The following is a 23220-nucleotide window of genomic DNA, read 5'->3' on the forward strand; positions in this document are numbered from 1 at the left end:
ATGACTAATAAAGAAAGATTTTATATAAATGACCCTTTCCTGAAACTTTACAAGGATGCTATTGAAACCCGGATAGCAAATATAATTAAAAAAGAAACTCTTCTTGCACAAGGCAAGAGCAATCTTGCCAACTTTGCTTCCGGCCATAATTACTTCGGCCTCCATTTTTCCAACAACCAGTGGATATTCAGAGAGTGGGCACCTAACGCCGAATCTGTATTTTTGATCGGAGAGATTACAAGCTGGCAGGAAAATGATAAATATTCTTTAAACAGAATCACCAACACAGGTGTGTGGGAAATAGTACTTGCGGAAGAAGCCCTGAAGCATAAAGATCTATACAGATTAAGGCTCCACTGGCCAGGTGGTAAAGGAGACAGAGTCCCATCTTATGCAAACCGTGTAGTTCAGGATCCGCATACTCTTATTTTTAATGCGCAAGTCTGGCATCCTTCATATCCATTTAAATGGCGTTTTCCCGATTTTAAATGTAGCAAAGATGCTCCTTTGATTTATGAAGCTCATATAGGTATGGCTCAGGAAGAAGATAAGATAGGTACTTATAAAGAATTTACAGAAAAAATACTGCCCCGTATCGTATCTTCCGGTTATAATATGATACAGCTTATGGCAATTCAGGAGCACCCGTATTACGGATCTTTCGGATATCAGGTTTCTAATTTTTTTGCACCTTCATCACGCTTTGGAACTCCTGAAGATTTAAAAGAACTAATCGATGCTGCTCATTTTGCAGGCATAGCTGTTATTATGGATATAATTCATTCCCATGCTGTTTCCAATGAAGTCGAGGGCATAAGCAGATTTGACGGAACATTATACCAGTATTTTCATGATGGGCCACGTGGAATACATAGCGCATGGGATTCCAGATGTTTCGATTATAATAAAAAGGAAGTTCTCAATTTTCTGCTCTCAAATTGCAGATACTGGTTGGAAGAGTTTCATTTTGACGGATTCAGATTTGATGGTATCACAAGCATGTTATATTTACACCACGGCCTGGGAAAACCATTTACTTCATATAATGACTATTTTTGTGATGATGTTGATGAAGATGCTCTGACCTATCTTGCGCTTGCAAACAAATTGATACACGATATCAGACCGGATGCAATTACTATAGCAGAAGATATAAGCGGGATGCCCGGACTCGCAGCTCCCTTATCGGAAGGCGGCTTCGGCTTTGATTACCGCTTTTCTATGGGAATACCAGATTTCTGGATACAGCTTGTTAAGGATTCTTATGATGAAGACTGGCCTACCGGTCATCTTTGGTATGAACTTAACAACAGGCGCATAGAAGAAAAATCAATAAGCTATTGCGAATCGCATGATCAGGCTCTTGTAGGAGATCAATCCCTTATTTTCAGACTGATAGGCACCGATATGTACGATCACATGGCTATTAACGATTATAATTTCAGGGTTGACAGAGGAATTGCCTTACATAAATTAATAAGACTGATAACTTTAACTACAGCAGGAAACGGATACTTAAACTTCATGGGAAATGAATTCGGACATCCCGAATGGATAGACTTTCCCAGGCAAGGCAACAACTGGTCATATCATTATGCCAGGCGCCAATGGCATCTTGTTGATGACCCTTTATTAAAATATCATTTTCTTGCAAACTATGACCGCGACATGATTGCTCTGGCAAAGCAATTTCATATTTTAGAATCTTCTTCTCCGATGATGTTATACGAAAATACTTCTGACAAGATTATTGCCTTCAGGCGTGCCGGACTTTTGTTTGTTTTCAATTTTCACCCTACATCATCTTATACAAATTACTGCTTTGATGCACCTCCGGGAACCTATCAAATGATTTTTGACAGCGATTCGCCCGAATATGGAGGTCATAACCGGCTCATTCCTGATCATGATCATAAAACAATTCGCGATCAAGCAAAGGACTCAAAGCGTCAGTTTATCAGCCTTTATCTTCCTACACGTACGGGAATAGTTTTAAAATATATGGAAGAAGCTTAGAAAGAAATGTTAGCCGCTGTCATCTTAACGCCCTGCCAATACCCCGCTCATCTTCACAAACAGCGTCGGATAACTTTACAATTTTGATTATTACAGGAAAAAAGAGAAATAACCAGATTAAAATACATAATATCATGTAATTAAGAAGTATTATCATGTTTTATTTGTCATATTCATTCAGGCATTAATATTTTTCAGAAATAGTTATTAATAATTACAGGAAGTTATAATATCGAATTGATTGTGATGAAACAGTAAAAAGTCCCAAAATGGCAGTTTATCAAAAATCACACTCAATAATTACAAGATGTTACAAAGCTATTTTTTTGATTTTCCGACTTTTTACGAGACCTTCACCTTTAGAATGTCGGGATAATTTACATAATTTGATTAACAGTTTTGAATTATTATATTTATTTTTATAACCGGTCAATATAATATATATAATTATATTTAAATTGATATAATTATATATATTTAAATTACCATTACTGTCGGAATATTTTACAGTTTTGATTATTCCAACGGCGGAAACAAATAACTAATATTTAATATTGTGTATTTACAGTATTTTATCGATTTTTTTATATTTATTAAACAAACGGTATAAAAATTGCTTAAATATTTGAGGATTAAACATCTGTTACGGTTATTGATTTTAAAATATTTATATTGTATAAATCCTTTTAAAAAATTTTAAAAACAAATAGCATAAGCAAAAAATTAAAGGGTGAATTTACAAAAATAATTGGATTTTTTTGGATTTTATAGAGATTTTTTCTTTTCTTAATAAGTTTATTAACCTTTAACCAAAAAGGCGTCTATGATGAATAAAAGCAATAGTTTCATAAAATTGACTTTAATTTTTTCTTTTTTAATGATGTTAATAATGGGGGCATCTCCCGGATCTCAGGCTACGGCCATGATGGCAGCACCTTCCGTAATCTTTGATTATATGAACGGTGATCTGGATGCACCTAGTAGCACTTTTACGTTTGACGTACTCATTGACAATATAATGCTTAGTAATCTTAAGGAATGGAATTTAGCTTTCACAATCACCAGAAATAGCGATCCGGGAGTTCCATTCTCGTTTCACTATGCAGCGATAACGACTGATTCTAATTATGTTTTTGCAGGCAATAGCAATGGTTATCAGATAGACATTAATCCTCCATCAGCTACTGCAACGCAATTCAGCTTATTGGGCCATGATGCTACAAATTCAGGCAGTGTTACTGATACAACAGGAAAGCTTCTTGCCAGACTAATATTAGACGAGGTACAATATCAAGATTCGTTTATTATAACAATTGATCCGGTAAATTCATTTTTTATTGATTCAGGTAATAATTATTCCTATATGGAATCTGATGTTTACGATGTAAATGTTGTACCCATCCCTTCTACTCTGCTTCTGATGGCCGGCGGACTTTTAGGGCTTTTAATTTCAAGAAGGAAAAATAAACGGGCTTAGGTAACAATACCAATTTATGTTGCAAACACATGATCAAAACCTTCTGCATGGATCTTTCTTCTAAAGAAATAATTTCAGGAAATAATACCATTTGATTTCCTGACTCACCGGCTTTAAATCTGGGCATAGAATTCTTCTTAAATAGCTGGAAAATCTATAGCATTTGTAGCAATGAAAAGCAATATATTATTTAATTATTTAAAGTTGTTATTGCTATTTACTAGTTCTGTAACAGCCTGTCTAATAATGAAATGGGCATATAAAATACATCTTATAGCAATCAGGCTTTTTCTACTCTGTGGTTTAATGCGAAACGCCGGGGCTGTTTTTTTTGAAATGGTGAAAATACTTCATAACTTTTTCAACATAGTCTTCAGTTTCTCTTATGGGAGGTATGCCCTTATAAGAGACAACAGCTTTAGGGCCGGCATTATATGCAGCTAACGCCAGGTGAAGCTTTCCATCAAACCTGTTAAGCAGTTTTTTAAAATACCACGTTCCTGTTAAAATATTTTCTTTTGGATCAAAAGGGTCCTTCATTTTAAAAGCTTTTACATTTTGAGGCATTATCTGCATTAATCCAAGTGCTCCCGCTCTTGATACAGCTTTTGGGTCAAAATCAGACTCAGCCTTTATCACGGCTTTCAGCAAGGAAAACGAAATCCCATGCTTCTTTGAAGCTTCGGAAATCATAAGATCATATTTATTCGATGAATAAAATGGCAAACCTTCCTTCTTTGGTTTTCTTTGGATATCTTTAATAAAAAGTCGATATTTATATGACGGTTTTGTAGGAACATTAGTAAAATGCATCACACCGTTTTCATCAATATATTTATAGATATCAGCAAAGGCTAAATTCACACAGCCGCAAGCAAACAAAACCATGACAAAATAAATAACAATCAATGCTGATTTTTTTATAAAAGTATTTTTAAGCATCTCTTAAACCGTAATTCAAATAATCCGTGTGGCTATATATATTTCATATCCTTAATATTATACATAATTATTTAAACAACTCAATCAAAAACGTTTTTTTTCAAGCTTTGTCACAGATTCAATATGGAAAGTATGTGGAAACATATCAACCGGCTGTACTTGTATTACATCAAAATAATCCTTTAATATAAAAAGATCTCTTGCAAGGGTCGCCGGGTTGCAGGAAACATAAACAATTCTTTCGGGAGCCATATCAATAACCTGCTTTACTACATCTTTGTGCATCCCCACTCTTGGCGGATCAATAATAAGAACATCAGGTTTATTTTCAATCTTTGAAAGGCTGTTTTTAATATCTCCGGTTATAAAAGTGCAGTTTGATATGCCATTTATTATGCAATTATTTTTGGCATCTGATACGGCACTTTCAGAAATCTCAATCCCTGTAATTTCAGCGGCATCTGCGGACAGATATATTGGTATGGTGCCTGTTCCGCTGTATAGATCAATCACCGTTTCTTTACCGGAAAGTTGTGCAAACTCCTTTACTTTGTTATATAGAATTTGTGCCCCTTTTGTATTTGTCTGGAAAAAAGAATTTGCCGATATTTTAAATTCAAAAGCTCCAATTTTATCTTTTATATAAGAAGACCCTGCAAGCACTTTCTCATATTCTCCCACAGCGACACCAGCTTTGCTTGAAGTAATATTATTTATTACAGATACTATATCGGAGTACTTTTGTACAAGCATCTCGGAAAGAGGCTTAACAACTTTATTATCTTCGGCAGAAGTAATAATATTTACCATCCAACTGCCGTATGCTCCCGAATTTCGCAGCATAAGAAAGCGCCAGAAACCTTCATGGGATCTGAGGCCATAGGGTTGGGCACCGGAATTTTGCATAAACTCTTTTACATCATTTAAAATTAAATTTCCTTTTTCCGGCTGCAATAAACAGGCTTTTATATCAAGTACTTTATCAAAAGTTCCTGGCACATGAAGCCCCAGTGCAAAACCTGCGTTTTTTTCTCCGGCAGTAAAATCTGAAGGCATTAGCCATTTTTTGTCTGAACAGGAAAATTCCATCTTGTTCCTGTATCCAAAGATCGATTGCGATGGAATTACAGGATGTATTGTAATATCTTTTAAAAACCCGATATGTTCCAATGCTTCTTTCACATGCTGCTGCTTGTAATAAAGCTGACGTTCATATTCTATGAACTGCCACTTGCAACCACCACAATAACCGCTGTATTCACACGGCGGATTTATTCTGTAAGGTGATGCTTCAATTATTTCTACCATAGCAGCTTCTGCAAAACTCTTCTTCTTTTTTACTATGCGTGCTCTAACCCGATCTAACGGAACAGCTTTATCTACAAAAACCGCAAACCCGTCAACTTTGGCTATTGCTTTCCCGCCAAAGGCCATGCCGGTTATTTCAAGTTCAATAATATCGCCTTTTTTTATTCCCATATTTTATTTAACCCTTTATAAAAAAATAACTCAAAATGAGCCGATTGCGCAATCTAACACAAACGAAATGATATTGCCAATACCACAAATTATATATTATGCCTTTACAATCATTTCCAACCAAATTATAGTTTGTTCGCTTAAGCAATACTGTGGGAAATCACTACATTTTATTGTTTTGGATTAGGAGGATAAATTATGAACGTTGCAGTTTTGCTGATTCTCGCGCTTCCGCTATTTTACCTGGGATATGCGTTTTACAGCAAGATGATAGCACGGTTGTTTGACGAAGATGACAACAATAAGACACCGGCTGTTGCCTTAAAAGACAATGTTGATTATGTGCCTACAAACCCTGTCGTTTTATTCGGGCATCATTTTTCCAGCATTGCAGGCGGAGGACCAATAATCGGGCCGGCGGTTGCGGTTCTTTTTGGTTATGTTCCGGTTTGGTTATGGCTTGTTATAGGTTCAATTTTTATTGGTGCTGCACATGACCTTGCAACTCTTTATGCCAGTATCCGTGAAAAAGGAAAATCCATAGCCGAGATTGCAAACTCTTCGCTTGGCAGGACGGGATTTTTTCTTTTTATTGCATTTACTATAATTATGCTTCTAACGGTTACCAGTGCTTTTCTGGGTCTTACCGCAACTTCTCTTACATCAAAAGTACCCCTTGAATTCCTTAATCTTGATCCGTCTCAAACACTTTTAAAAACAGCAGTTATTGATGGTATCGTTAATGTGCAGATTGGTGGCATTGCTTCAATGTCTGTAATCGTAATTACTTTCTGCTCTCCTTTTTTAGGATATCTTCTTTATAAACGTGAGATTAATCCTTATTTCGCATCTTTAATTGCTATAACCATTGCCATTGTTTCCATTACAATCGGTTTGAAATATCCGGTAACACTTGATCCGACTCACTGGATGATTATTATCTCGATATATACAATATTGGCGGCAGGACTTCCTGTATGGTTTGTCTTACAGCCCCGTGATTTTACCAATTCATTTCTGCTTTACGGAGGCATTTGCGTTTTGCTTGTTGCGGGTATAATCGCCGGATTCAAAGGAGCCACCATGCAGGCTCCTGCATGGAACTTAACGGAGGCAAGCGCAAAAATCGGCCCGGCATGGCCGTTTCTGTTTATTACTGTTGCATGCGGTGCAATTTCCGGTTTTCATTGTCTGGTATGCGGAGGAACTACCTCAAAACAATTGCGAAAAGAATCGGATGGGCGGCGTATAGCCTATGGAGGCATGATTATCGAAGGTATCTTTGCTATGTGCGTACTTATTGCCATAGGAAGCGCTCTTGGTTTTGCCGAATATACTAACATTGTTTTTCCTCAGACACCCGGTGTCAGATCAAATCCTATTCTGGCATTTGCTCTTAGCATGGGGCTGCTTTTGCATAACAGCTTAGGAATTCAGGCAGCATTTGGAACAATATTCGGCATTTTACTTGTTGAAGGTTTTGTTGTAACAACCTTAGATACAGCTGTACGTCTGAACCGGTATTTGCTTGAAGAATTATGGCAGTTTATTTTCAAAAATGTTCCAGGACTTTTTAAGACATATATTTTTAATGCATTAATCTGTGTTATAATGATGTTTGTGCTGGCATACTACAATGCGTTTTTAGTCATCTGGCCTCTTTTTGGATCTGCAAATCAGCTTCTTGCTTCTCTTGCGTTAATTGTTATCTCCGTTTGGTTAATAAAGCGCGGGAAGAAAGCATTGTTTTCCATTATCCCTGCAATATTTATGATGGCTACCACGATTTATTCGCTTTGGCGTTTGTTGATGGACAAATATCTTCCAAAAGAAAACTATATGCTGATAACAACAGATATACTGCTTATTGTGCTGGCTTTTGGTGTAATTATTCTTTCTTTAAAAACAATAAAAAAGCTTAAAACAGCTTAAATCCGGATTAATCACTATAACGAAGGAGACACTTATGACTATTTTAGAAAAAAAAGATCTTATCCAGAAAGTTATAAATGTGTTTGAAACTGGAACACCGGAAGGTAAATATGACATGCTTGTAATCTATGATGATGGCGTTAATGATTCTTATCAGATTACATTTGGGCGAAGCCAGACAACAGAACAGGGCAATCTTGGCAAGCTTGTTGATATGTACATAGAAAACGGTGGTGCATATGCTGATGATTTTGTACCATACTTAGAAAAAATTGGTATCGAACCACTTGCCGATGATGAAAAGTTTAAAAATCTGCTCCTGGATGCTGCCCGAAAAGACCAAATTATGCGTGATACTCAGGACAGCTTTTTTGATAAACACTACTGGGAACCTGCTGTAGAGTGGGCACAAAGAAACGGGTTTAAATTGCCGCTAAGCATGCTTGTAATTTATGATTCCTATATTCATTCGGGACGCATCCCGATGTTTTTGCGAAAACGGTTTATGGAGTATCCTCCTTCAGGTGGCGGGGATGAAAAAAAATGGACCGGTTCTTATGTGGAAACACGTCACCAATGGCTAAAATATCATGAAAAAAAAATCCTTCGCAAAACTATCTATCGCACACAAACCTTTTTAAACGAAATACAAAAGAATAACTGGGAATTAAATGATCTTCCGATAAATGCCAATGGAGTAAATGTAGGGTAGTAGAGCCAGTTTCAAAACGTCCCATTTTGGCCGATCTCTGCGTTGGGTGAAAATTTTAATCCTCGAAATACTCCATGTATTCCTGCGGTTAAAATTTTCACCCGCCTTGACCTTGACCAAACTGAAACGTTTTGAAAGTGGCTCAATATTATTATTTTTTCAGCCTTTTTTCACCACAGTATATAAAAAGCCCGTTATCTTTTGAAAGACATGCTATTGTCATATCAAGTTCTTTGGCAAGTTTTACCGCAAGTTCTGTGGGGCGGGAAAATGCAAGTATTATCGCAATTTTTGCTCTTGCGGCCTTTTGAACAAGCTCAAAACTTATTCTTGATGAAAGTACCAGAAAAGCTGCGTCCGAAAGCTTTTTATCAAGAAACAATTTTCCTATAGCCTTATCTAAACCATTATGGCGACCAACATCTTCCGAAACACTTAACAGTTGGTAGTCTTTGTTATAAATTGCAGAAGCATGGGAAGCATGCGTTTCTTTTTTTAAGGGCTGGTGATCGGAAAGAGACAAAAGACAATTTGCTGCTTTATTTATATCTACTACTAAACTATCTGCCATAGGCTTAATGTCCTGGTAAAGGTCCTGTATAAGCTCCTTGCCGCATAAGCCACAACTTGTCTGGCTCACAAAACCGCGTCTTTCAAGAAGATCGGATACCAGTTCTTTTCTTGCAGCAGTGAGTGTAGCAGTAACAACATTGGTGTCGGTTCCGTCACAAAAAGCAAGAGATGCAAAATCTTCAGGGGCATCTACTATTCCTTCTCCAAGACAAAAACCTGCGACATGAGGTATTTCCTCACCTGGAGTCCGCATTACTACTGAATAGGGCTTTCCTTGTATGCGGATGGATAAAGGTTCTTCTCCGATAAGATTCTGGCTTACTGTCACAAAACTTTCTTCTTTCCAGTGAATAACTTTTGTGTGGGAAGAAATGATTTGTATTTTATCGCCACATCGTATTATGCCACCTTCCAATACTTTTGCAAAAATACCTTCTCTCGGCATTATACAATCTCCTGCCTGATAAAAAATAGCGCATTTTTTCTTGCACTCTTTTCCTATCTGAGTGACTTCCACAAGAGCTTTTGCGCCAAGCCTTAACTTTGAACCGACCGGCATATTTTTCCAGTCGATTCCCGTTGTAGCAATGTTTTCCGCAAAATCGCCAAATGTTACAGTAAGCCCTCTGTTTTTGGCATCCTCAATACTTTCCGCTGCAAGAAAACTGACCTGCCTGTGCCATTTGCCTGCATGGGCATCACCATCTAAGCCATGGTCTGCGATCAGTTCGGCTTCCGTTATACAGGTTTTTCTTGTACCTTTTTTCCTGCTTGATGCTATTGAGACAATTTCCATTTTATTACCCACAGCAAATTAATGTTAACAATTCTAATAGATTCGAAAAAAGCTGAAAACTCACGGTTTTGTCATTCCGGACTTGATCCGGAATCCAGCATAAACTTGAAACTTCTGCATTTCTTACATATTTCTACACAAATTTTACATAAATTACAATTTATGATTTCTCTTATCTTTTAAGATATTCACTAAAGCAGGATATGCAACAATCAGATAGAGAATCCATGCCACACACCCCCTCCTTACGAAAAACTTGTCGGTGATCTATCGGGTGCTTACTCCGGACGAATCAATATTCAGCACAGGGTCGTTTACCAGGTCATGGATGATGAAAAAACTGTCAAGATTATTCGTATGTGGACTTATTATGAATAGCAGGCAGAAAAGTATAAATCAAAGAAGCTCCTATTATCCCCCTTTGATGAAATAAGACATTTCTTTTTATCTGTTCGCAATCTCAGTAATTCTCACTCATATTATAATGGTGAGGTTCTTGAAAACCATTTTAAGGATATATTTTCAACGCAATCAATAAAATTGCAGAACCAGACGCTTAACCCAGACGGCTAATTCCGTTGCATTTTAAGCGATTGTGCTTTTAATACCATTTTAATTCCCCTGTCAGCCTTGCATCAATATATTTTCATTGCCCCAAAATCGCAGCATCATCACTGTAATGTCGTCGGTTTGTGGAGCCTGGCCTGCAAAGGATAGAACACTGCTAATAACCACATCCACCACCTGGGACGACGGCAGTGGCTCCATACTCTTAAAAAGTTCAAGCAGGCGCTCTTCGGAGTATAGATTTTCCTTTTCATCCATAGCCTCGGTGATGCCGTCCGAATAGATAAACAAGCCCTCTCCGGCATCTAACCGGATTTTTTTCATTTCGTATTCAATTCCGTCCATAGCGCCAAGCAAAACCCCGTCTGTTCCTTCCAGAAAGACAGCTTCTCCGTTTTTTTGCAGCAACACAGGCGGATTATGTCCGCCGTTTGCATACCATAGCTCTCCGGTACGGATATTTAATATACCGCAAAACAGTGTTACGAACATGTTGGCTTCATTGTCCCGGCTTAGTTGGGAATTTACTTCCTGCAAAATTAGATCCGGGCTCAGTCCCTTTGCAGCAGTCATTTTAATAAGGGTCATGGTTACAGCCATGAACAGGGATGCCGGAACACCTTTGCCGGATACATCTCCCAAAACAAAGCAGATGCGCTCATCATCAATTCTGTAGAAGTCATAAAGATCTCCACCCACTTCCTTTGCCGGTTTGATAAATGCGTAAAGATCAAACTCCGGAATATCCGGAAAGGGATTAAAATCTTTGGGCAGAAATCCCATCTGAATATCGCGGGCTATATTGAGCTCGCTTTCGAAACTCTTTTTGGCAGCAGTGGCTTCCAGCAAATCCTGAATGTGAATTTTAAGAGAATCTTTCATGAAATTAAAAGATTCGGCCAGAAGCCCCACCTCTCCTCCGCTTTTTTGGTTCGGCACTACTATTTCCAGATTGCCAGTAGCCATTTCACGGGCTACAACGGACAGGGTTCTCAAAGGTCGGGTTATGGTTTTTGAAACCAGCCAAACCACCAGAAACAGTACTATCAATCCGCAAACCGCCAGATAGATTCCCTTTTTATTAATGTCGTCCAGGTCGGCCATCAGTTCGTCTTTTGGAAAAAAAATACCCAAAGACCATTTGCTGAATTTAACCGGAGCAAAGTAGAGAAAACCGGCTTTTTTTAAATCATAGCCGGTAAAAGAAACAAAGCCTGATTCCCCTGCAATCATTCGCCTTCCGATATTTCTAAGTTTTGCATCACCCCTTGCCTCGGCTATACTGAAAATTGTCTCGTTCATCACCCAGCGCTTTTCCGGATGAGCAACAAAAGACCCGTTTCGAGAGAGGATGAATCCATAGCCGGTTTTAAGAATCCGTATTTCCGAAACAAATTTTTTAAGCCATTCCAGAGAGATATCGGCCGTGATTACACCGGCAAAAAGACGTTTTCCCTCTTTCTTTTTGAAAAAAGGGCACGAAAATGTTGCCATGAGAATGTCGCCTCCACCTTCGTCGAAATATGGCTCGCTCCAGTATTCCTGAAGGGTTTCCCTTGGAATTTGATACCAGTCCTGATAGAAATAGTGATAATTTTTTCCGTCAAGATATGTATGTTCAAGCCCTTTTTCCTTGTGGAACAAATAAGGGCAAAAATACAGTCTGTCTGATTTGAAGGCATAGGGTTCAAAGGCAATGGCAGCACCGAAGATTTCGGGGTTCTTGCTTAGTGTTTTACCAAGAACATCTATCATTTCTGTTTCGCTTAGATCAAGCGTTTCGATTGCCGCAGTGAGATTGACCGGCAGTTTTTGCACTGGTGCAAGCACGGATTCGATACGGTGGGCAGTCTGTTTGGCAATATTTTGCGCATTATTCTCCACATTCCTAAGAATCGCTTCCCTTGAAAAGAAGTATCCGAATGTAAAAACAACCATAAATATCAGGGCGGCTCCTGCCAGGATCGGCGCCCCCAGCCTGAAGGCAATGCCTCTATTCTTTATCATGGCAAAAACACTTTCTGGAAAATAATTCATAAGGTGGTACAGCCCGAATCAGCCCGTTTGAAACCAGAATATCACCAACTTTCCGGTAATCATCAACTTTAAGCTCCCACATTCGCTCACCTTTCGGCCCGGATACCGTTAAATCACGCATCCGATCAAGCATCCATCGCTGATGCACCCTGTTTGCCGGAATATGGGCCGCTTCCATGATCGGGATCATAATATCTATCGCCTCTTCGGGATGTGCGAAGGCGTATTGCCATCCCTCTACAGATGCGTTTACAAAGGCACAGGCAGCTTCAGGATCATTCTCGAAAGTCTCCTTACGAAGATAGATACCGTCTTCCGGGAAATTAAGATTCACGTCATCAAAGAAAAAAAGCGTTATCTCATCCGGGTCAAGTCCTGAATTGATCAGTGTATGATACTCATTGTACCACATAAGCGAAGAAACCTGGACTCCGTCGCGAAGAAAGAGATTGATCGGACTATTGGTTGTCACTACCTGCACCTTAAGGTCAAACTTATCGAAAAAAGCCCTGGGCTGGATTTGAAAATCGGATGGCCAAAGTGCGATTTTTTTTCCGTCCATATCTGCCGGGCTATTAATACCCGAACTCTTTTTGGCGGCAAGTACCAATGCCGAGCGCTGAATAATCTGTCCCACATTGACCACTTCCACACTCTGGTCAGCCAGCTGAAGGGCCGAAGAAAGCCAGAGCGTTACAATATCTGCTTTTTTTTCTTTTATGTATGCTGCAGGTGAATGGTCGGGACCACCCGGAATGATGGTCAGATCAATGCCGTGATGGCGATAATAACCCTTGTTAAGAGCCACATAATATCCGGCAAACTGCGCCTGTGGCAGCCATTGGGGAAGAAAAGTCAGCTTTTTCAAACCCGGTGATTCTGTTGTTGCCCACAAGGAACCGCATAGAATCATCCAAACGGTAATTGTAAGCCAGAATACGTTTCGTTGTGTCCGAATCATTCTTTCATCTCCTTAGGATGCAAGAAGATCACCAGTTCCAAAAGATTCCTGTTGCCTTCCCGCCGGTAGCGGACATCGTCCATCAGGTTCCGCACAAGATAAATTCCCAACCCGCCTATTTTGCGCGATGAAACGTCGGAAGACAGATCAGGGGCATCGGCTGCAGTTATGTCGAATTCAATCCCTTCATCTTCAATGCAAACAACCAGGCAATCTTCTTCTCTCCGGCAGCCAATTCGCACTATACCTTCCTTATCCGGATAGGCATAGTTGATGATGTTGACTATACTTTCTTCTATCGCAAGTTCCAGATCATGGCATCTGTCTTCATCAACGAAAAGGGCACGCGCTGCGGCAAGCACCGGAGTAATAAAGTGCGGCAGATTCTCGACCCGGGACGGTAATGAAACGGAAACCGGGACTACTTGTGTCTTAGAGATTTTCAAGTGCTGCATCCGTGGTATCAAAATGCTTGAAGAGGGAAAAAAACCCTGATATCTGGAATACCTTTTTAACCGGTCCCTGGGTTGCAGCCAACCGGATGTCTCCCCCTTTAGACTTCATAATTTTAGCCGTGCTCAATAAAACACGCAAGCCTGCGCTGCTGATATATTCCAATCCTGAAAGATCGAACACCAGCCACTTCTCTTCCTGGCTCAATGCTTCGACAAGTTTCATCTCAAACACAGAAGCGTTACCCGTATCCACCCTTCCATGCACTGATGCAACCAGGGCGTTTCCTTTCATCTGAAAGTCAATATCCATCATGTTTCTCCTTAATCGAGCGTTCCCAGTCGCTTCGGACCATTTTTAGAATTTGTCCGTATCGATCCGTATGAGTGTATATTCCATCCCAGTCGGGATGTTTGCGTATTTTTTGCATTAATAGTCCGTCTGTATCAAACCAGCGCGGAAGTATGCCACCAAGAAAATAGCCGCGCAGCCGCAATATTTCAACAGCCTTGCCGATACATGTGTCGGCAAAATTGAGCCAGATCTGAATCACCAGTACATTTTTTTCCTGCAATTCCTTTTCCAGTGCTTCTATCCGTGCCAAAAAATCCCGGCCCACAGCATGGATTGCGATACGGGCCACGCCTGCAAAGTCAAATATCAGGAGTTTCAGATCGGTATCGCTTTCGGTACATATTTCATTTTCCGCTATGAGAAAATCTCTCTCGTCGTCCAAACCTTCGTAGAAAAATGGCAGCTCTTTTGCATAAACACGGGGTAAATAGACCGTATGGGGTTTTTTTCGGTAGGTTTTGAAATTTAGAAATGCGGCTACCCGACCACTTGCGCTGGCCTCTTTCACATAAGCTTCAGCCGGCATAAGGTCCACCTCCAATGAACTGGGAGGAAACCCCAAGTTTCCCATCAGCTTCTGGCTGAATGGATGATTGCAGACCGGTTCACCAAACGCGGCATCCACCCCCGGCAGTGTGGCGGCAAGATCGCGACTATGGATCGCAAGCTGAGTAAATATTTTTTTCCCGCCACGATAGGCCGTATGAACCAAACCGGCTCCATATTCATAGGTTCCCGAATGCGGTGCGCTGTTAAACAATGCAGTGTGGCCGATAATATCTCCCCGCCGGGTCCTGGCTACACTCGAAATGATATGCTGGGCCTCGTTTTCCCTGATTAATAGTTCTGCTTCCAAGTAGGTTCGTACCGGATATCCGCTGCCATAAACCGAGTAAAAGAGCCTGGCAACCCCTTCGGCATCGCCGGGTTGAAAACGGCATATTCCGTAGGACTGTCCGGGTTCAATATCAGGTGTTGTTATCGTTTCGGCTGTCATTTTTAGCTCCTTTCGTAAACATCAAAACTGCTGCCAGAAGACTTGTTCCGGCGCAAAAAAGGTATAGCTCCCTGTACCCCCAACCGGCAAGCAAGGGTGCGCCTATCAATGGACCAAAAAAAAAGCCAGCCTGAAACATCTGCAGGCCAAGATTTATATTAAAAGCCCTGAACCGCGGTTTGGATACATCAAACATCAATCCGTTGAACACCGGCATGGCTACACCCCACCCCAACCCAAAGATCAGACCCAGAGAAAAGAAAATCCATTTATCCGGAACATAGGCCAGCAGGACATAGGCCAAACACAATCCCACCAGACTCCAGAAGGCCAGACGTCCTTTATTTATCCGGTCGAAAAAAGAACCGGCAACAACACGAATTCCGATTTCTCCCACTGTGGAAAAAGTCAAAAATATCCCGACATAGGCAATTTGAATAGATTTGCCATATCCGTCCAGGAAAAAAAAGACCATGGCATGCCCGCAATATAAAAGCAGCATGGCTGCCAGAATTCGAAGCACATGGATATTCGTCAGATTTTCCATGACTTCTTTAACGGATAGTGCGGATGAATCTTCATTTGTTGATTTTTTTTGTTCCTTATCTGCTACAGCAAATACCAGAGGAAACATTAGAAGCGTCAAAGCGGCAAACAACAACAAAATCCGGTTAAACCCCCCCAGGCCGGCATCCAGAAAAGGAAGAAGTGGGGGGATCAGGGTATTCGGCAAAAGGGTGGCCACTGCCAGATATCCGAAAAACTGTGCGCTTTTTTCCTTAGGAATAACATCCACAACCAGGGTCATAAGGGCCGTTCCCAAAACGGCAAAGGCAATCCCGTGAAAAATACGCACCAGAAGCATACTCCAATAATCGACGGCCACAGTATAAGCGGCCAGGGAGCAGGCCGCAAGGACGGTGCCGATAAAAAGAAGTTTTTGGGCGTTTCCGGAATGGAAAAATGGACTGATCAACGGACGGACAATCAGGGATACGGCGGCTAAAGCACCTATAAGTAAGCCATAATCCGCGGGATCAACGGGCAAGGTGTGAAGATGATCAACAAAGCCGAAAAAAACGGATATGTTCGCATAAGCTAAAAAGGCTGCTGTCATCAGACAAATAAATTTTCGGGACAAAAGCAGCTCATGAATGGATATATCCGGGTTATCCGGACTTTTTGCTGTCATGGGTAAAGTTTTCGGTTTAGTCAACTTCCGTCCTCCCCAAACTACCGGCAATATTAGATTATGATGATGCGACTACTTCCGGCAGACGCAGCAGCAGGTTACCTGCAACCAGCCTGCGGTAATCGGCTCCGGCTCTTATGTCGGTGATGGGGAAAAGCCGTTCCCGAACCAGAGGTATCAGTGCTTTCATATGCTGTTTGTCCAGGGGTTGTCCGACCAGAACTGATTCTATCTCAGGCAACCGTATAACAGTCGGACCCACACTTCCCCAGGCAAAACGAGCTGATTCGATCCTGCCGGATTCCAAAAACCCGATCACTGCCGCCAGACTTGCCACAGCACAAGCCATAGCATCTCTGAGCCCTACTTTTTCAAAATACTGGAAAGTGATTTCACTGGGTCTGGAGATAATCACGGCAGAAAGAATTTCACCCGTCTCCAAAACAGTTTGTCCCGGTCCCCGGATAAAGGCATCCAGAGGCAGACAGCGCAGGCCTTGTGCCGACAGCAACTCAACTTTTGCGCCCAGCACATACAAAGGCGGCAATGTGTCTCCGGCCGGAGAGGCGGTCATTATATTTCCGCCAATAGTTGCAACATGACGTATATGGGGGGAACCCAGTGTTTTTAATGCCTGAGTCAAAACAGGAAACATACTTTTGATAACAGGGTTTTCCAGCATGATCTCATGAGTAGTGGCTGCGCCTATGCGAACCCCATCTGCGGTTTCATAAACGCCGCAAAGCTCATCAATGCGTTCAAGACCGATTATGGTTTCCGGGTCAATACGCCGGCTTCGCATCCATACAAAAAGATCGGTTCCGCCTCCAAAAACTTTCGCTCCCGGATATTCGGCAAAAATTTGCCACAGTTCGTTTAAAGATTGCGGAAGAAAAATATGGCGTTTATTTCTTCCTTTTAAACCAACTGAAACATCTGAAAGAATATCTTCCGGCATTATGGAGGTATGCCGGTTGTTTAGAGGTTTTTCTTCAACGCTTTCAACAGCATCAATAATCTTTTTATATCCGGTACAGCGGCATAGATTTCCGCTGATGGCCCGGGCAATTTCCTTGCGCCCGGGGTGGGGATGGCGCGACAGAAGATCCACCGTTGTCAGAACCATGCCGGGCGTACAGAATCCGCATTGCACAGCCCCTTTTTCAACAAAGGATGCCTGAACCGGATGCAGATGTCCTTGCTGTGCCAAACCCTCTATAGTGATTACCCTGCGGCCTGCCAGTTGGGCCGCAAGCATCAGACAGGACAACCGACTGCGCCCGTCCACCAGAATAGTACATGCCCCGCATTCACCGGTCCCGCAGCCTTCCTTGGTTCCTGTCAGGCCCATATCCTCCCGCAAAAGGTCCACCACTCTCAAGTCACCGGGTACATCCAGGCAGATTGCTTTGCCGTTTAACTCGAATTCGATTTTCATCTCTCTCCGTTTTTTGACATGGCCGCAAGAACTCGCTCAGCGGTTAAAGGAAATCGAAATAGCCTCAGGCCGCAGGCATCGTATACTGCATTGGCAACAGCCGGTGCAGGTGCATCGATACCGATTTCTCCGGCCCCTTTCAGGCCGAATGGGCCTGTGTGCTCAGCCACGGGAACCGCAATGGTTTCCATCTCCGGCATGTCCGACGCTGTTGGGATGATATAGGTTGTCAGATCAGTTGTCTTCATGCGACCGTTTTCGGAAATAACATCCTCCCGGAGAGCGTATCCCAGACCCTGGACCACTGCCCCTTCCTGCTGGCCCTCAAAGAGACAGGGATTAATTACCTGTCCGCAGTCAGTTACAGTAAGATAATCGGTTACCAAAACACGTCCGGTCAGTTCATCCACATCCACACGGGCCAGGTGCACCGAATAGGAAAAAATTGCGTGGGGAAAGCCGTGCAACTGCAAGTTAGCATCAGTTGTGGGCCTTTCTTTTGAAACCGGTGCCCTGAAATGCCGGGTAATAAAACGCTCAGCAGCGTTTAGCAAACGGCTCATCCGGGCCAGCGGCAAATCCCTTCCCGTAGGCAAATGCCGGATGTTGCCCGGGATCAGCACTAATTCCGATACATCCGTAATCATAAATAAATCTGAAGCTTTAGCTATCAATCGCTTTTTCAGATCTTCAGCTGCGGCTACCAGTGCATTACCGAATGTATAGGTAGTGCGGCTGGCCGAAGCCGAACCGCCCGGAAAGGTCCGCGACGTATCCGGAAGTACAAGTTCCATGTTCTCCGGAGGCTGGGAAAGAATGTCTCCTGCCATATGAAGGTAGCTGGCCGTATTTCCCTGGCCCATGTCCACCACACCGGCAAAAATTCTAAACCGGCCTTCACCGGTAAGCTCGATTCCGGCCGTTGCAGAGTCAGGCACAACCGGACCATAGCCCATACCATGTGACACACATGCAATACCGGTACCCCTTTTATGATATGAACTTGCCGATGCCTGCCAGTCGACACGCTCTGTCCACAAGGGATAGGACTGGACCATTTTCAGACATTGTGTAAGGCCGATGGATCCCTGGCGCGTTGCACCGGCGGGACACCGGTCTCCGCGTACAAGGGCATTATGCATACGCAACTTCAGCGGGGATATGTTCAGACGACAAGCCATCATATCCATCACGGATTCCATAGCGGCAGCAACCTGGGGTACGCCAAAACCCCGAAAGGCCCCGGAAACGGGATTGTTCGTATATACAGCCCACACTTGAAGATGGGTGTTTGCTATCCGGTATGGACCTCCGGCATGCTCAAGGCCAAGAGCGGCAACCACTCCGCCCAGATGATCATATGGACCGGTGTCAAAATATATCCTGGCAGATAAAGCTTTCAGTGTTCCGTCCCTTAAAGCCCCCAGTTTGTAATAGAGTTTAGCCGGATGACGCTTGGCGCCTGCCAGAAAACTTTCCTCACGGCTCCACCACATCTTGACCGGTCTTCCCGGACATTGCAGGGCAGCCAGTGCCAATAAACTCTGGACGGTGATCCCGTCCTTTCCGCCGAAAGCTCCTCCGCAGTATGGTGCCATAATCCGAATGCTATCTATCTCCAGCCCCACGGCTTCAGCAACTTCAAAGCGATCCCGAAAAGGGGTCTGGGTAGAAACGGTCATTTCAAGACTGCCGTCTTCTCCTGCAATTGCCCATCCGTTTTCCGTCTCCAGAAAAACATGGGCCTGGCGGGGCAGATCGAAACAGGCTTCAACTGTTTCATCACAGCCGGCAAAAGCATCTTCGCCTTCCCCGACAATAATTTTTGTTGTAAACAAAGCGTTTCCGCCCGGATGTTCCGGATGAATCAGCGGCGCGTTTTCTTTTAAAGCCTCCTCAGGATCAAAAACTGCATCAAGGGCCTCATAATCAACGACAATACTCTCTATAGCAGATTCAAGAGCAGCTTTATTTTCTGCAACCACCAACGCTACCGGGTCCCCGCAATGACGCACCCGGTCATCGGCCAGCACAGGCTGGTCTTTTCGGATAACTCCCTGGCGGTTACTGCCTCTTACGTCTGCAGCAGTTAAAACGGCCTTAACACCGGAAATTTTAAGCGCTGCCTGTATGTTTATGTTTTGAATCCGGGCATGGGCAATTCCGGCTCGTTTTACGCCTGCCCACAAGAAATCAGAGCCGTAGTTATCCACAGCGAACTTCTCAGCACCGGTAACCTTGGTAATGGCATCCGGCCTGAACATAGACTCGCCTATTTGAAAAACCCGGTTATTATCGGTCATGCTTCACCACCTCAAAAAGCGCCTCCATGAGGGCGTTCATGGCCTCTGGCAACGCAATCGTAATACGGATCCAGTTGGGAAAGCGAAATCCGGCCATACTGCGTACCATTACACCGTGTGTCATCAGTTTCCGGTATGCCAGGCTATCGCTCATGGGAAGTCTCACCATCAGAAAATTACCCTCACCCGAGACATAGGTCAGTCCAAGATTATCAAGCTCATGGGTAAGCAAAGCCTTGGCATTTCGAACCAAAGTCCGCGTTGCAAGGACATGCTCTTTATCTTCTATTGCAACATATGCCGCTTCCTGAGCCAGACCGTTTACCGAGTAAACGACACAAGTTCGCCGAATTATATCCACAACCTCCCGATTTCCGGCCAGATACCCTATGCGAAGCCCGGCCAGTGCATACATTTTCGAAAAGGTTCTGAAGATAACAAGATTGGGGTATTCGGCAATAAGGCGCATACCGTCCGGAAAGTCCGCTTGCTCCACAAATTCGCAATATGCCTCGTCCACAACCACGATTTGTCTGCCGGCCACCCGATCCAGAAACCTGCGAAGCCGCTCTTCCGACCAGTAAGTTCCGGTGGGGTTATTGGGATTGCAAACAAAAAATATCTTGGTTCGCTCATCCATAAGGCTTAACATACCCTCATCATCAAAGGTAAAATCTTTTAACGGTACAAGCCGGGCCTCAAAACCGGAAAAGCTCGCCACCCATTCGTAGACCGCAAAGGTTTTGTCGGCAGTGATGATATTGTCTCCTTCCTGACAAAAAGCCTTGATGACAAAGCCGATAACCTCGTTGGCGCCGTTTCCTACAAGAATCTGATCCGGATGAAGGCCGAAAAGATCACCAAGCTTACATCGCAGATGGTAGGCATCACCGCTGGGATAAACCGATGCCCTGAGGGAAGGATAGGCTTCAATGATTCTGCGGGCGGCCGGCGGCGGCCCCAGAGGGTTTTCATTATTATTAAGGCGAAAAAGCCGGGAGCATCCTGCCATTTTCATCAACATATCATCGGGCTTGCTGGGGATATAGGCTTCAAAGCGTTTTATATGGTCCGGCACCAGACGTTCAATGTGCGTATTTTTCATCAAGTCGCAATGCTTCATGATTCGCCTTCCAGCTCAAAAATTACAAGGTCTGCCTTGCCGGCATAAGGGATAATCATGCGGGGTATAAACCCGAGCTTAAGCAACCCCGGGGTGAAACCGGTCTGCCATGAAAGCCCTAAATCCATTTCGAAAAAGATAGCACTCATCGATTCCTGCCGCAGTAATTTAACATGATCCGCCAGGATCTTCTCATAATCCTTTCCGTACCATATCGGTCTTAATGTTGTAACAGCAAGGTGGCGATCTGTTTCGGCACTTAAAACGGAAAAAGGTTCTTCTGCCTCGCCATCTGATAAGACTGTCTGAATTTCACGGAGAAAGACCAAACGATGGTATTCGCTTTGAAGAAATTCGACCAGATCGGGATGAGCCCATACCACTGAGCCGGAATCTTCATGCATTAATCTGAAAAGAGCGGTTAAGGGTGCGCCACCATCCGGCCCTAATGCATTCAGGATACCCAGAATCTCAAGGTATCCTTCAGGAAGCTGCGGTGTCGGCATTCGGCTGATAAGGGCTAATGCCGGGGTTTTAGCAACGTTTCCAATGCAAGTTTCCATAAGTTCCCGGGCTATTTCCGGATGACTGTTTGTGTTAAAAATGTAAGGGCCGAAAACTTCGATGGTCTTGGAACCTTCCCATTTCCAGGCCAAACCGCCACCAATCTCACCGGTAGGCCCGTTGGCCAGGAGGATATGGTAATCTCCGGCAGCAGCCATATCAACAACTTTTCCCGGATATCTTAAATCCACAGGGAAAAGTTTTGCCGGATAGAATTGGTTTACCAGGCGGACAAACCATTTGATTTGTGCCGAATCCGGTGTCTGAATACTGAAATTTGTCAGGGCTTTGGGGGTCTGGATATCAGTCTCTTCTTTGATCTCGGGATAGCGCAATAATTTGACAAGGGTCAACTCCAGATTACCATCAGCCGGACGGGAAATTCGAAAACGATCGGTCATTCTGGAGGCAATTAATAGTCCCATCTGATCGAGGCAAGCCTCGTCTTCGGCACTCACCCTGGCAGTCATATTGAAGGCATGCAACTGTATATTTTGAACCGGAAGTGAAAACTCGGTTTTGATAAAATGACTCCCGGCCGAGCATTGAATTACAACATCCTGTCCGCTGATACCAATACCGGTCAGATAGGCAATAACTTCTTCTGCAGCCAAAGATAACTCTTGCGCTGCTTCCTCATCCAGACCCAGTCCCTTCGCCGCAAGTTCAACGAAGGACACAGCCAGGGGAATAAAAGCACTTTCAACAGGGATTTTTACAAGAAGCTTTTTGTCAGGTTTTCTCAACATCAACACCTCCGATATCTATTCTGTATATCACACTTCTTGAAAAGAAACAAAAATGCAATTTCGACAGATTTGTAAAAAGTCCGGCAACAGGCCGAGAGTGGGTAAGCTCCGGCTTGGGGTGAGGGTGGAACCACTTGAATTTACTTCAAGTGGCGGGAGAGGGGAAACCCTTTCCCGCCGAGTAAACAGTTGAAAAAAATGGGTCTACTCTTTACCCTTGCTGTATAATGCGCTGTGTTGATAGAGGATTAAAACCTGAAATGAAAAAGAATATTGACCAAACAAATCTTAAGTTTGAAGTTTAAATTAAAATAGGGTTCATGGTAGTGAATTCTCCGGTTCTGATCACTTCATATGTGCTATTTACGATCTTCTATGTTAAAAACGTCTGCTTCCTTACGGTTTTGGCCTTTTTTTACTTTTTCTGTAAATTTGGTAAATATCCCATCAGTGTTATCTTCTTACCTTCACTTATTATGGTCATAGCACGCGCACCGGCAAAGATGGCTTTTTTATCACCCAAGAGATCCAGACCGCTGAACCAGGCCAGTTTTA

General features: G+C 42.9%; 18 protein-coding genes. 5 read left to right on the forward strand and 13 right to left on the reverse strand.

What is annotated here, in order from left to right:
• Both KKC46_18025 and KKC46_18030 read left to right on the forward strand, forming a co-directional pair.
• A complete protein-coding gene (locus KKC46_18025; protein ID MBU1055701.1) occupies positions 1-2016 on the forward strand; it encodes an alpha amylase C-terminal domain-containing protein in 2016 nt (671 codons plus the stop codon).
• 823 nt (positions 2017-2839) lie between these two features.
• Positions 2840-3493: a PEP-CTERM sorting domain-containing protein gene (locus KKC46_18030; protein MBU1055702.1), complete on the forward strand. Its 654-nt coding sequence runs from the start codon at positions 2840-2842 to the stop codon at positions 3491-3493.
• Positions 3494-3796: 303 nt separating this feature from the next.
• On the opposite strand, the gene KKC46_18035 is transcribed toward KKC46_18030, so the two are convergent.
• Positions 3797-4381, reverse strand: coding sequence for a transglycosylase SLT domain-containing protein (locus KKC46_18035; protein ID MBU1055703.1), 585 nt, complete (start codon positions 4379-4381; stop codon positions 3797-3799).
• Between the two features lie 138 nt (positions 4382-4519).
• The gene (gene rlmD / locus KKC46_18040; protein MBU1055704.1) at positions 4520-5914 is read right to left on the reverse strand and encodes a 23S rRNA (uracil(1939)-C(5))-methyltransferase RlmD; all 1395 of its coding nucleotides are present in this window, start codon (positions 5912-5914) and stop codon (positions 4520-4522) included.
• 198 nt (positions 5915-6112) lie between these two features.
• Between rlmD and KKC46_18045 the strand changes: the two genes are divergently transcribed.
• Complete coding sequence (locus KKC46_18045; protein MBU1055705.1) at positions 6113-7846, forward strand: carbon starvation protein A; 1734 nt, start codon at positions 6113-6115, stop codon at positions 7844-7846.
• Between the two features lie 34 nt (positions 7847-7880).
• Positions 7881-8558: a chitosanase gene (locus KKC46_18050; GenBank protein ID MBU1055706.1), complete on the forward strand. Its 678-nt coding sequence runs from the start codon at positions 7881-7883 to the stop codon at positions 8556-8558.
• Positions 8559-8709: 151 nt separating this feature from the next.
• On the opposite strand, the gene fdhD is transcribed toward KKC46_18050, so the two are convergent.
• Positions 8710-9576, reverse strand: coding sequence for a formate dehydrogenase accessory sulfurtransferase FdhD (gene fdhD, locus KKC46_18055; GenBank protein MBU1055707.1), 867 nt, complete (start codon positions 9574-9576; stop codon positions 8710-8712).
• Between the two features lie 552 nt (positions 9577-10128).
• Between fdhD and KKC46_18060 the strand changes: the two genes are divergently transcribed.
• Positions 10129-10305: a Txe/YoeB family addiction module toxin gene (locus KKC46_18060; GenBank protein ID MBU1055708.1), complete on the forward strand. Its 177-nt coding sequence runs from the start codon at positions 10129-10131 to the stop codon at positions 10303-10305.
• Positions 10306-10551: 246 nt separating this feature from the next.
• Here KKC46_18060 and KKC46_18065 read toward each other — a convergent pair whose 3' ends face one another.
• Genes KKC46_18065 through KKC46_18110 form a run of 10 tightly spaced genes read right to left on the reverse strand, consistent with a single transcriptional unit; the run spans position 10552 to position 22665 of the window.
• A complete protein-coding gene (locus KKC46_18065; GenBank protein MBU1055709.1) occupies positions 10552-12531 on the reverse strand; it encodes a SpoIIE family protein phosphatase in 1980 nt (659 codons plus the stop codon).
• Entirely contained in the window at positions 12488-13492 is a 1005-nt protein-coding gene (locus KKC46_18070) for an ABC transporter substrate-binding protein (protein MBU1055710.1), read from the reverse strand. Before KKC46_18070 ends, KKC46_18065 begins: the two co-directional genes overlap by 44 nt.
• Positions 13489-13938, reverse strand: coding sequence for an ATP-binding protein (locus tag KKC46_18075; protein MBU1055711.1), 450 nt, complete (start codon positions 13936-13938; stop codon positions 13489-13491). The genes KKC46_18070 and KKC46_18075 overlap by 4 nt, the downstream gene beginning before the upstream one ends.
• The gene (locus KKC46_18080) at positions 13925-14260 is read right to left on the reverse strand and encodes an STAS domain-containing protein (GenBank protein MBU1055712.1); all 336 of its coding nucleotides are present in this window, start codon (positions 14258-14260) and stop codon (positions 13925-13927) included. The genes KKC46_18075 and KKC46_18080 overlap by 14 nt, the downstream gene beginning before the upstream one ends.
• A complete protein-coding gene (locus KKC46_18085) occupies positions 14247-15296 on the reverse strand; it encodes a hypothetical protein (protein MBU1055713.1) in 1050 nt (349 codons plus the stop codon). The genes KKC46_18080 and KKC46_18085 overlap by 14 nt, the downstream gene beginning before the upstream one ends.
• Positions 15268-16512: an MFS transporter gene (locus KKC46_18090; GenBank protein MBU1055714.1), complete on the reverse strand. Its 1245-nt coding sequence runs from the start codon at positions 16510-16512 to the stop codon at positions 15268-15270. The genes KKC46_18085 and KKC46_18090 overlap by 29 nt, the downstream gene beginning before the upstream one ends.
• Positions 16513-16546: 34 nt before the next feature.
• Positions 16547-17926 carry an FAD binding domain-containing protein gene (locus KKC46_18095; protein ID MBU1055715.1) on the reverse strand — a complete coding sequence of 460 codons (1380 nt, stop codon included), beginning with the start codon at positions 17924-17926 and terminating at the stop codon, positions 16547-16549.
• Entirely contained in the window at positions 17923-20229 is a 2307-nt protein-coding gene (locus tag KKC46_18100; protein ID MBU1055716.1) for a xanthine dehydrogenase family protein molybdopterin-binding subunit, read from the reverse strand. The genes KKC46_18095 and KKC46_18100 overlap by 4 nt, the downstream gene beginning before the upstream one ends.
• Positions 20219-21334, reverse strand: coding sequence for a histidinol-phosphate transaminase (gene hisC / locus KKC46_18105; GenBank protein MBU1055717.1), 1116 nt, complete (start codon positions 21332-21334; stop codon positions 20219-20221). The genes KKC46_18100 and hisC overlap by 11 nt, the downstream gene beginning before the upstream one ends.
• Positions 21335-21348: 14 nt before the next feature.
• Positions 21349-22665, reverse strand: coding sequence for an ATP-binding protein (locus KKC46_18110; protein ID MBU1055718.1), 1317 nt, complete (start codon positions 22663-22665; stop codon positions 21349-21351).
• Positions 22666-23220: the final 555 nt, after the last annotated feature.

Source organism: Pseudomonadota bacterium, assembly GCA_018817425.1.
In the GTDB taxonomy this organism is placed as follows: Bacteria; Desulfobacterota; Desulfobacteria; order Desulfobacterales; family RPRI01; genus RPRI01.

Coding starts and splice junctions, on each gene's coding strand:
- KKC46_18045 (MBU1055705.1), top strand. CDS start 6,113: ATGAACGTTGCAGTTTTGCTGATTCTCGCGCTTCCGCTATTTTACCTG.
- KKC46_18095 (MBU1055715.1), bottom strand. CDS start 17,926: ATGAAAATCGAATTCGAGTTAAACGGCAAAGCAATCTGCCTGGATGTA.
- KKC46_18070 (MBU1055710.1), bottom strand. CDS start 13,492: ATGATTCGGACACAACGAAACGTATTCTGGCTTACAATTACCGTTTGG.
- KKC46_18080 (MBU1055712.1), bottom strand. CDS start 14,260: ATGATGGATATTGACTTTCAGATGAAAGGAAACGCCCTGGTTGCATCA.
- KKC46_18065 (MBU1055709.1), bottom strand. CDS start 12,531: ATGAATTATTTTCCAGAAAGTGTTTTTGCCATGATAAAGAATAGAGGC.
- KKC46_18100 (MBU1055716.1), bottom strand. CDS start 20,229: ATGACCGATAATAACCGGGTTTTTCAAATAGGCGAGTCTATGTTCAGG.
- KKC46_18110 (MBU1055718.1), bottom strand. CDS start 22,665: ATGTTGAGAAAACCTGACAAAAAGCTTCTTGTAAAAATCCCTGTTGAA.
- KKC46_18050 (MBU1055706.1), top strand. CDS start 7,881: ATGACTATTTTAGAAAAAAAAGATCTTATCCAGAAAGTTATAAATGTG.
- KKC46_18025 (MBU1055701.1), top strand. CDS start 1: ATGACTAATAAAGAAAGATTTTATATAAATGACCCTTTCCTGAAACTT.
- KKC46_18085 (MBU1055713.1), bottom strand. CDS start 15,296: ATGACAGCCGAAACGATAACAACACCTGATATTGAACCCGGACAGTCC.
- fdhD (MBU1055707.1), bottom strand. CDS start 9,576: ATGCCGAGAGAAGGTATTTTTGCAAAAGTATTGGAAGGTGGCATAATA.
- KKC46_18030 (MBU1055702.1), top strand. CDS start 2,840: ATGATGAATAAAAGCAATAGTTTCATAAAATTGACTTTAATTTTTTCT.
- rlmD (MBU1055704.1), bottom strand. CDS start 5,914: ATGGGAATAAAAAAAGGCGATATTATTGAACTTGAAATAACCGGCATG.
- hisC (MBU1055717.1), bottom strand. CDS start 21,334: ATGAAAAATACGCACATTGAACGTCTGGTGCCGGACCATATAAAACGC.
- KKC46_18035 (MBU1055703.1), bottom strand. CDS start 4,381: ATGGTTTTGTTTGCTTGCGGCTGTGTGAATTTAGCCTTTGCTGATATC.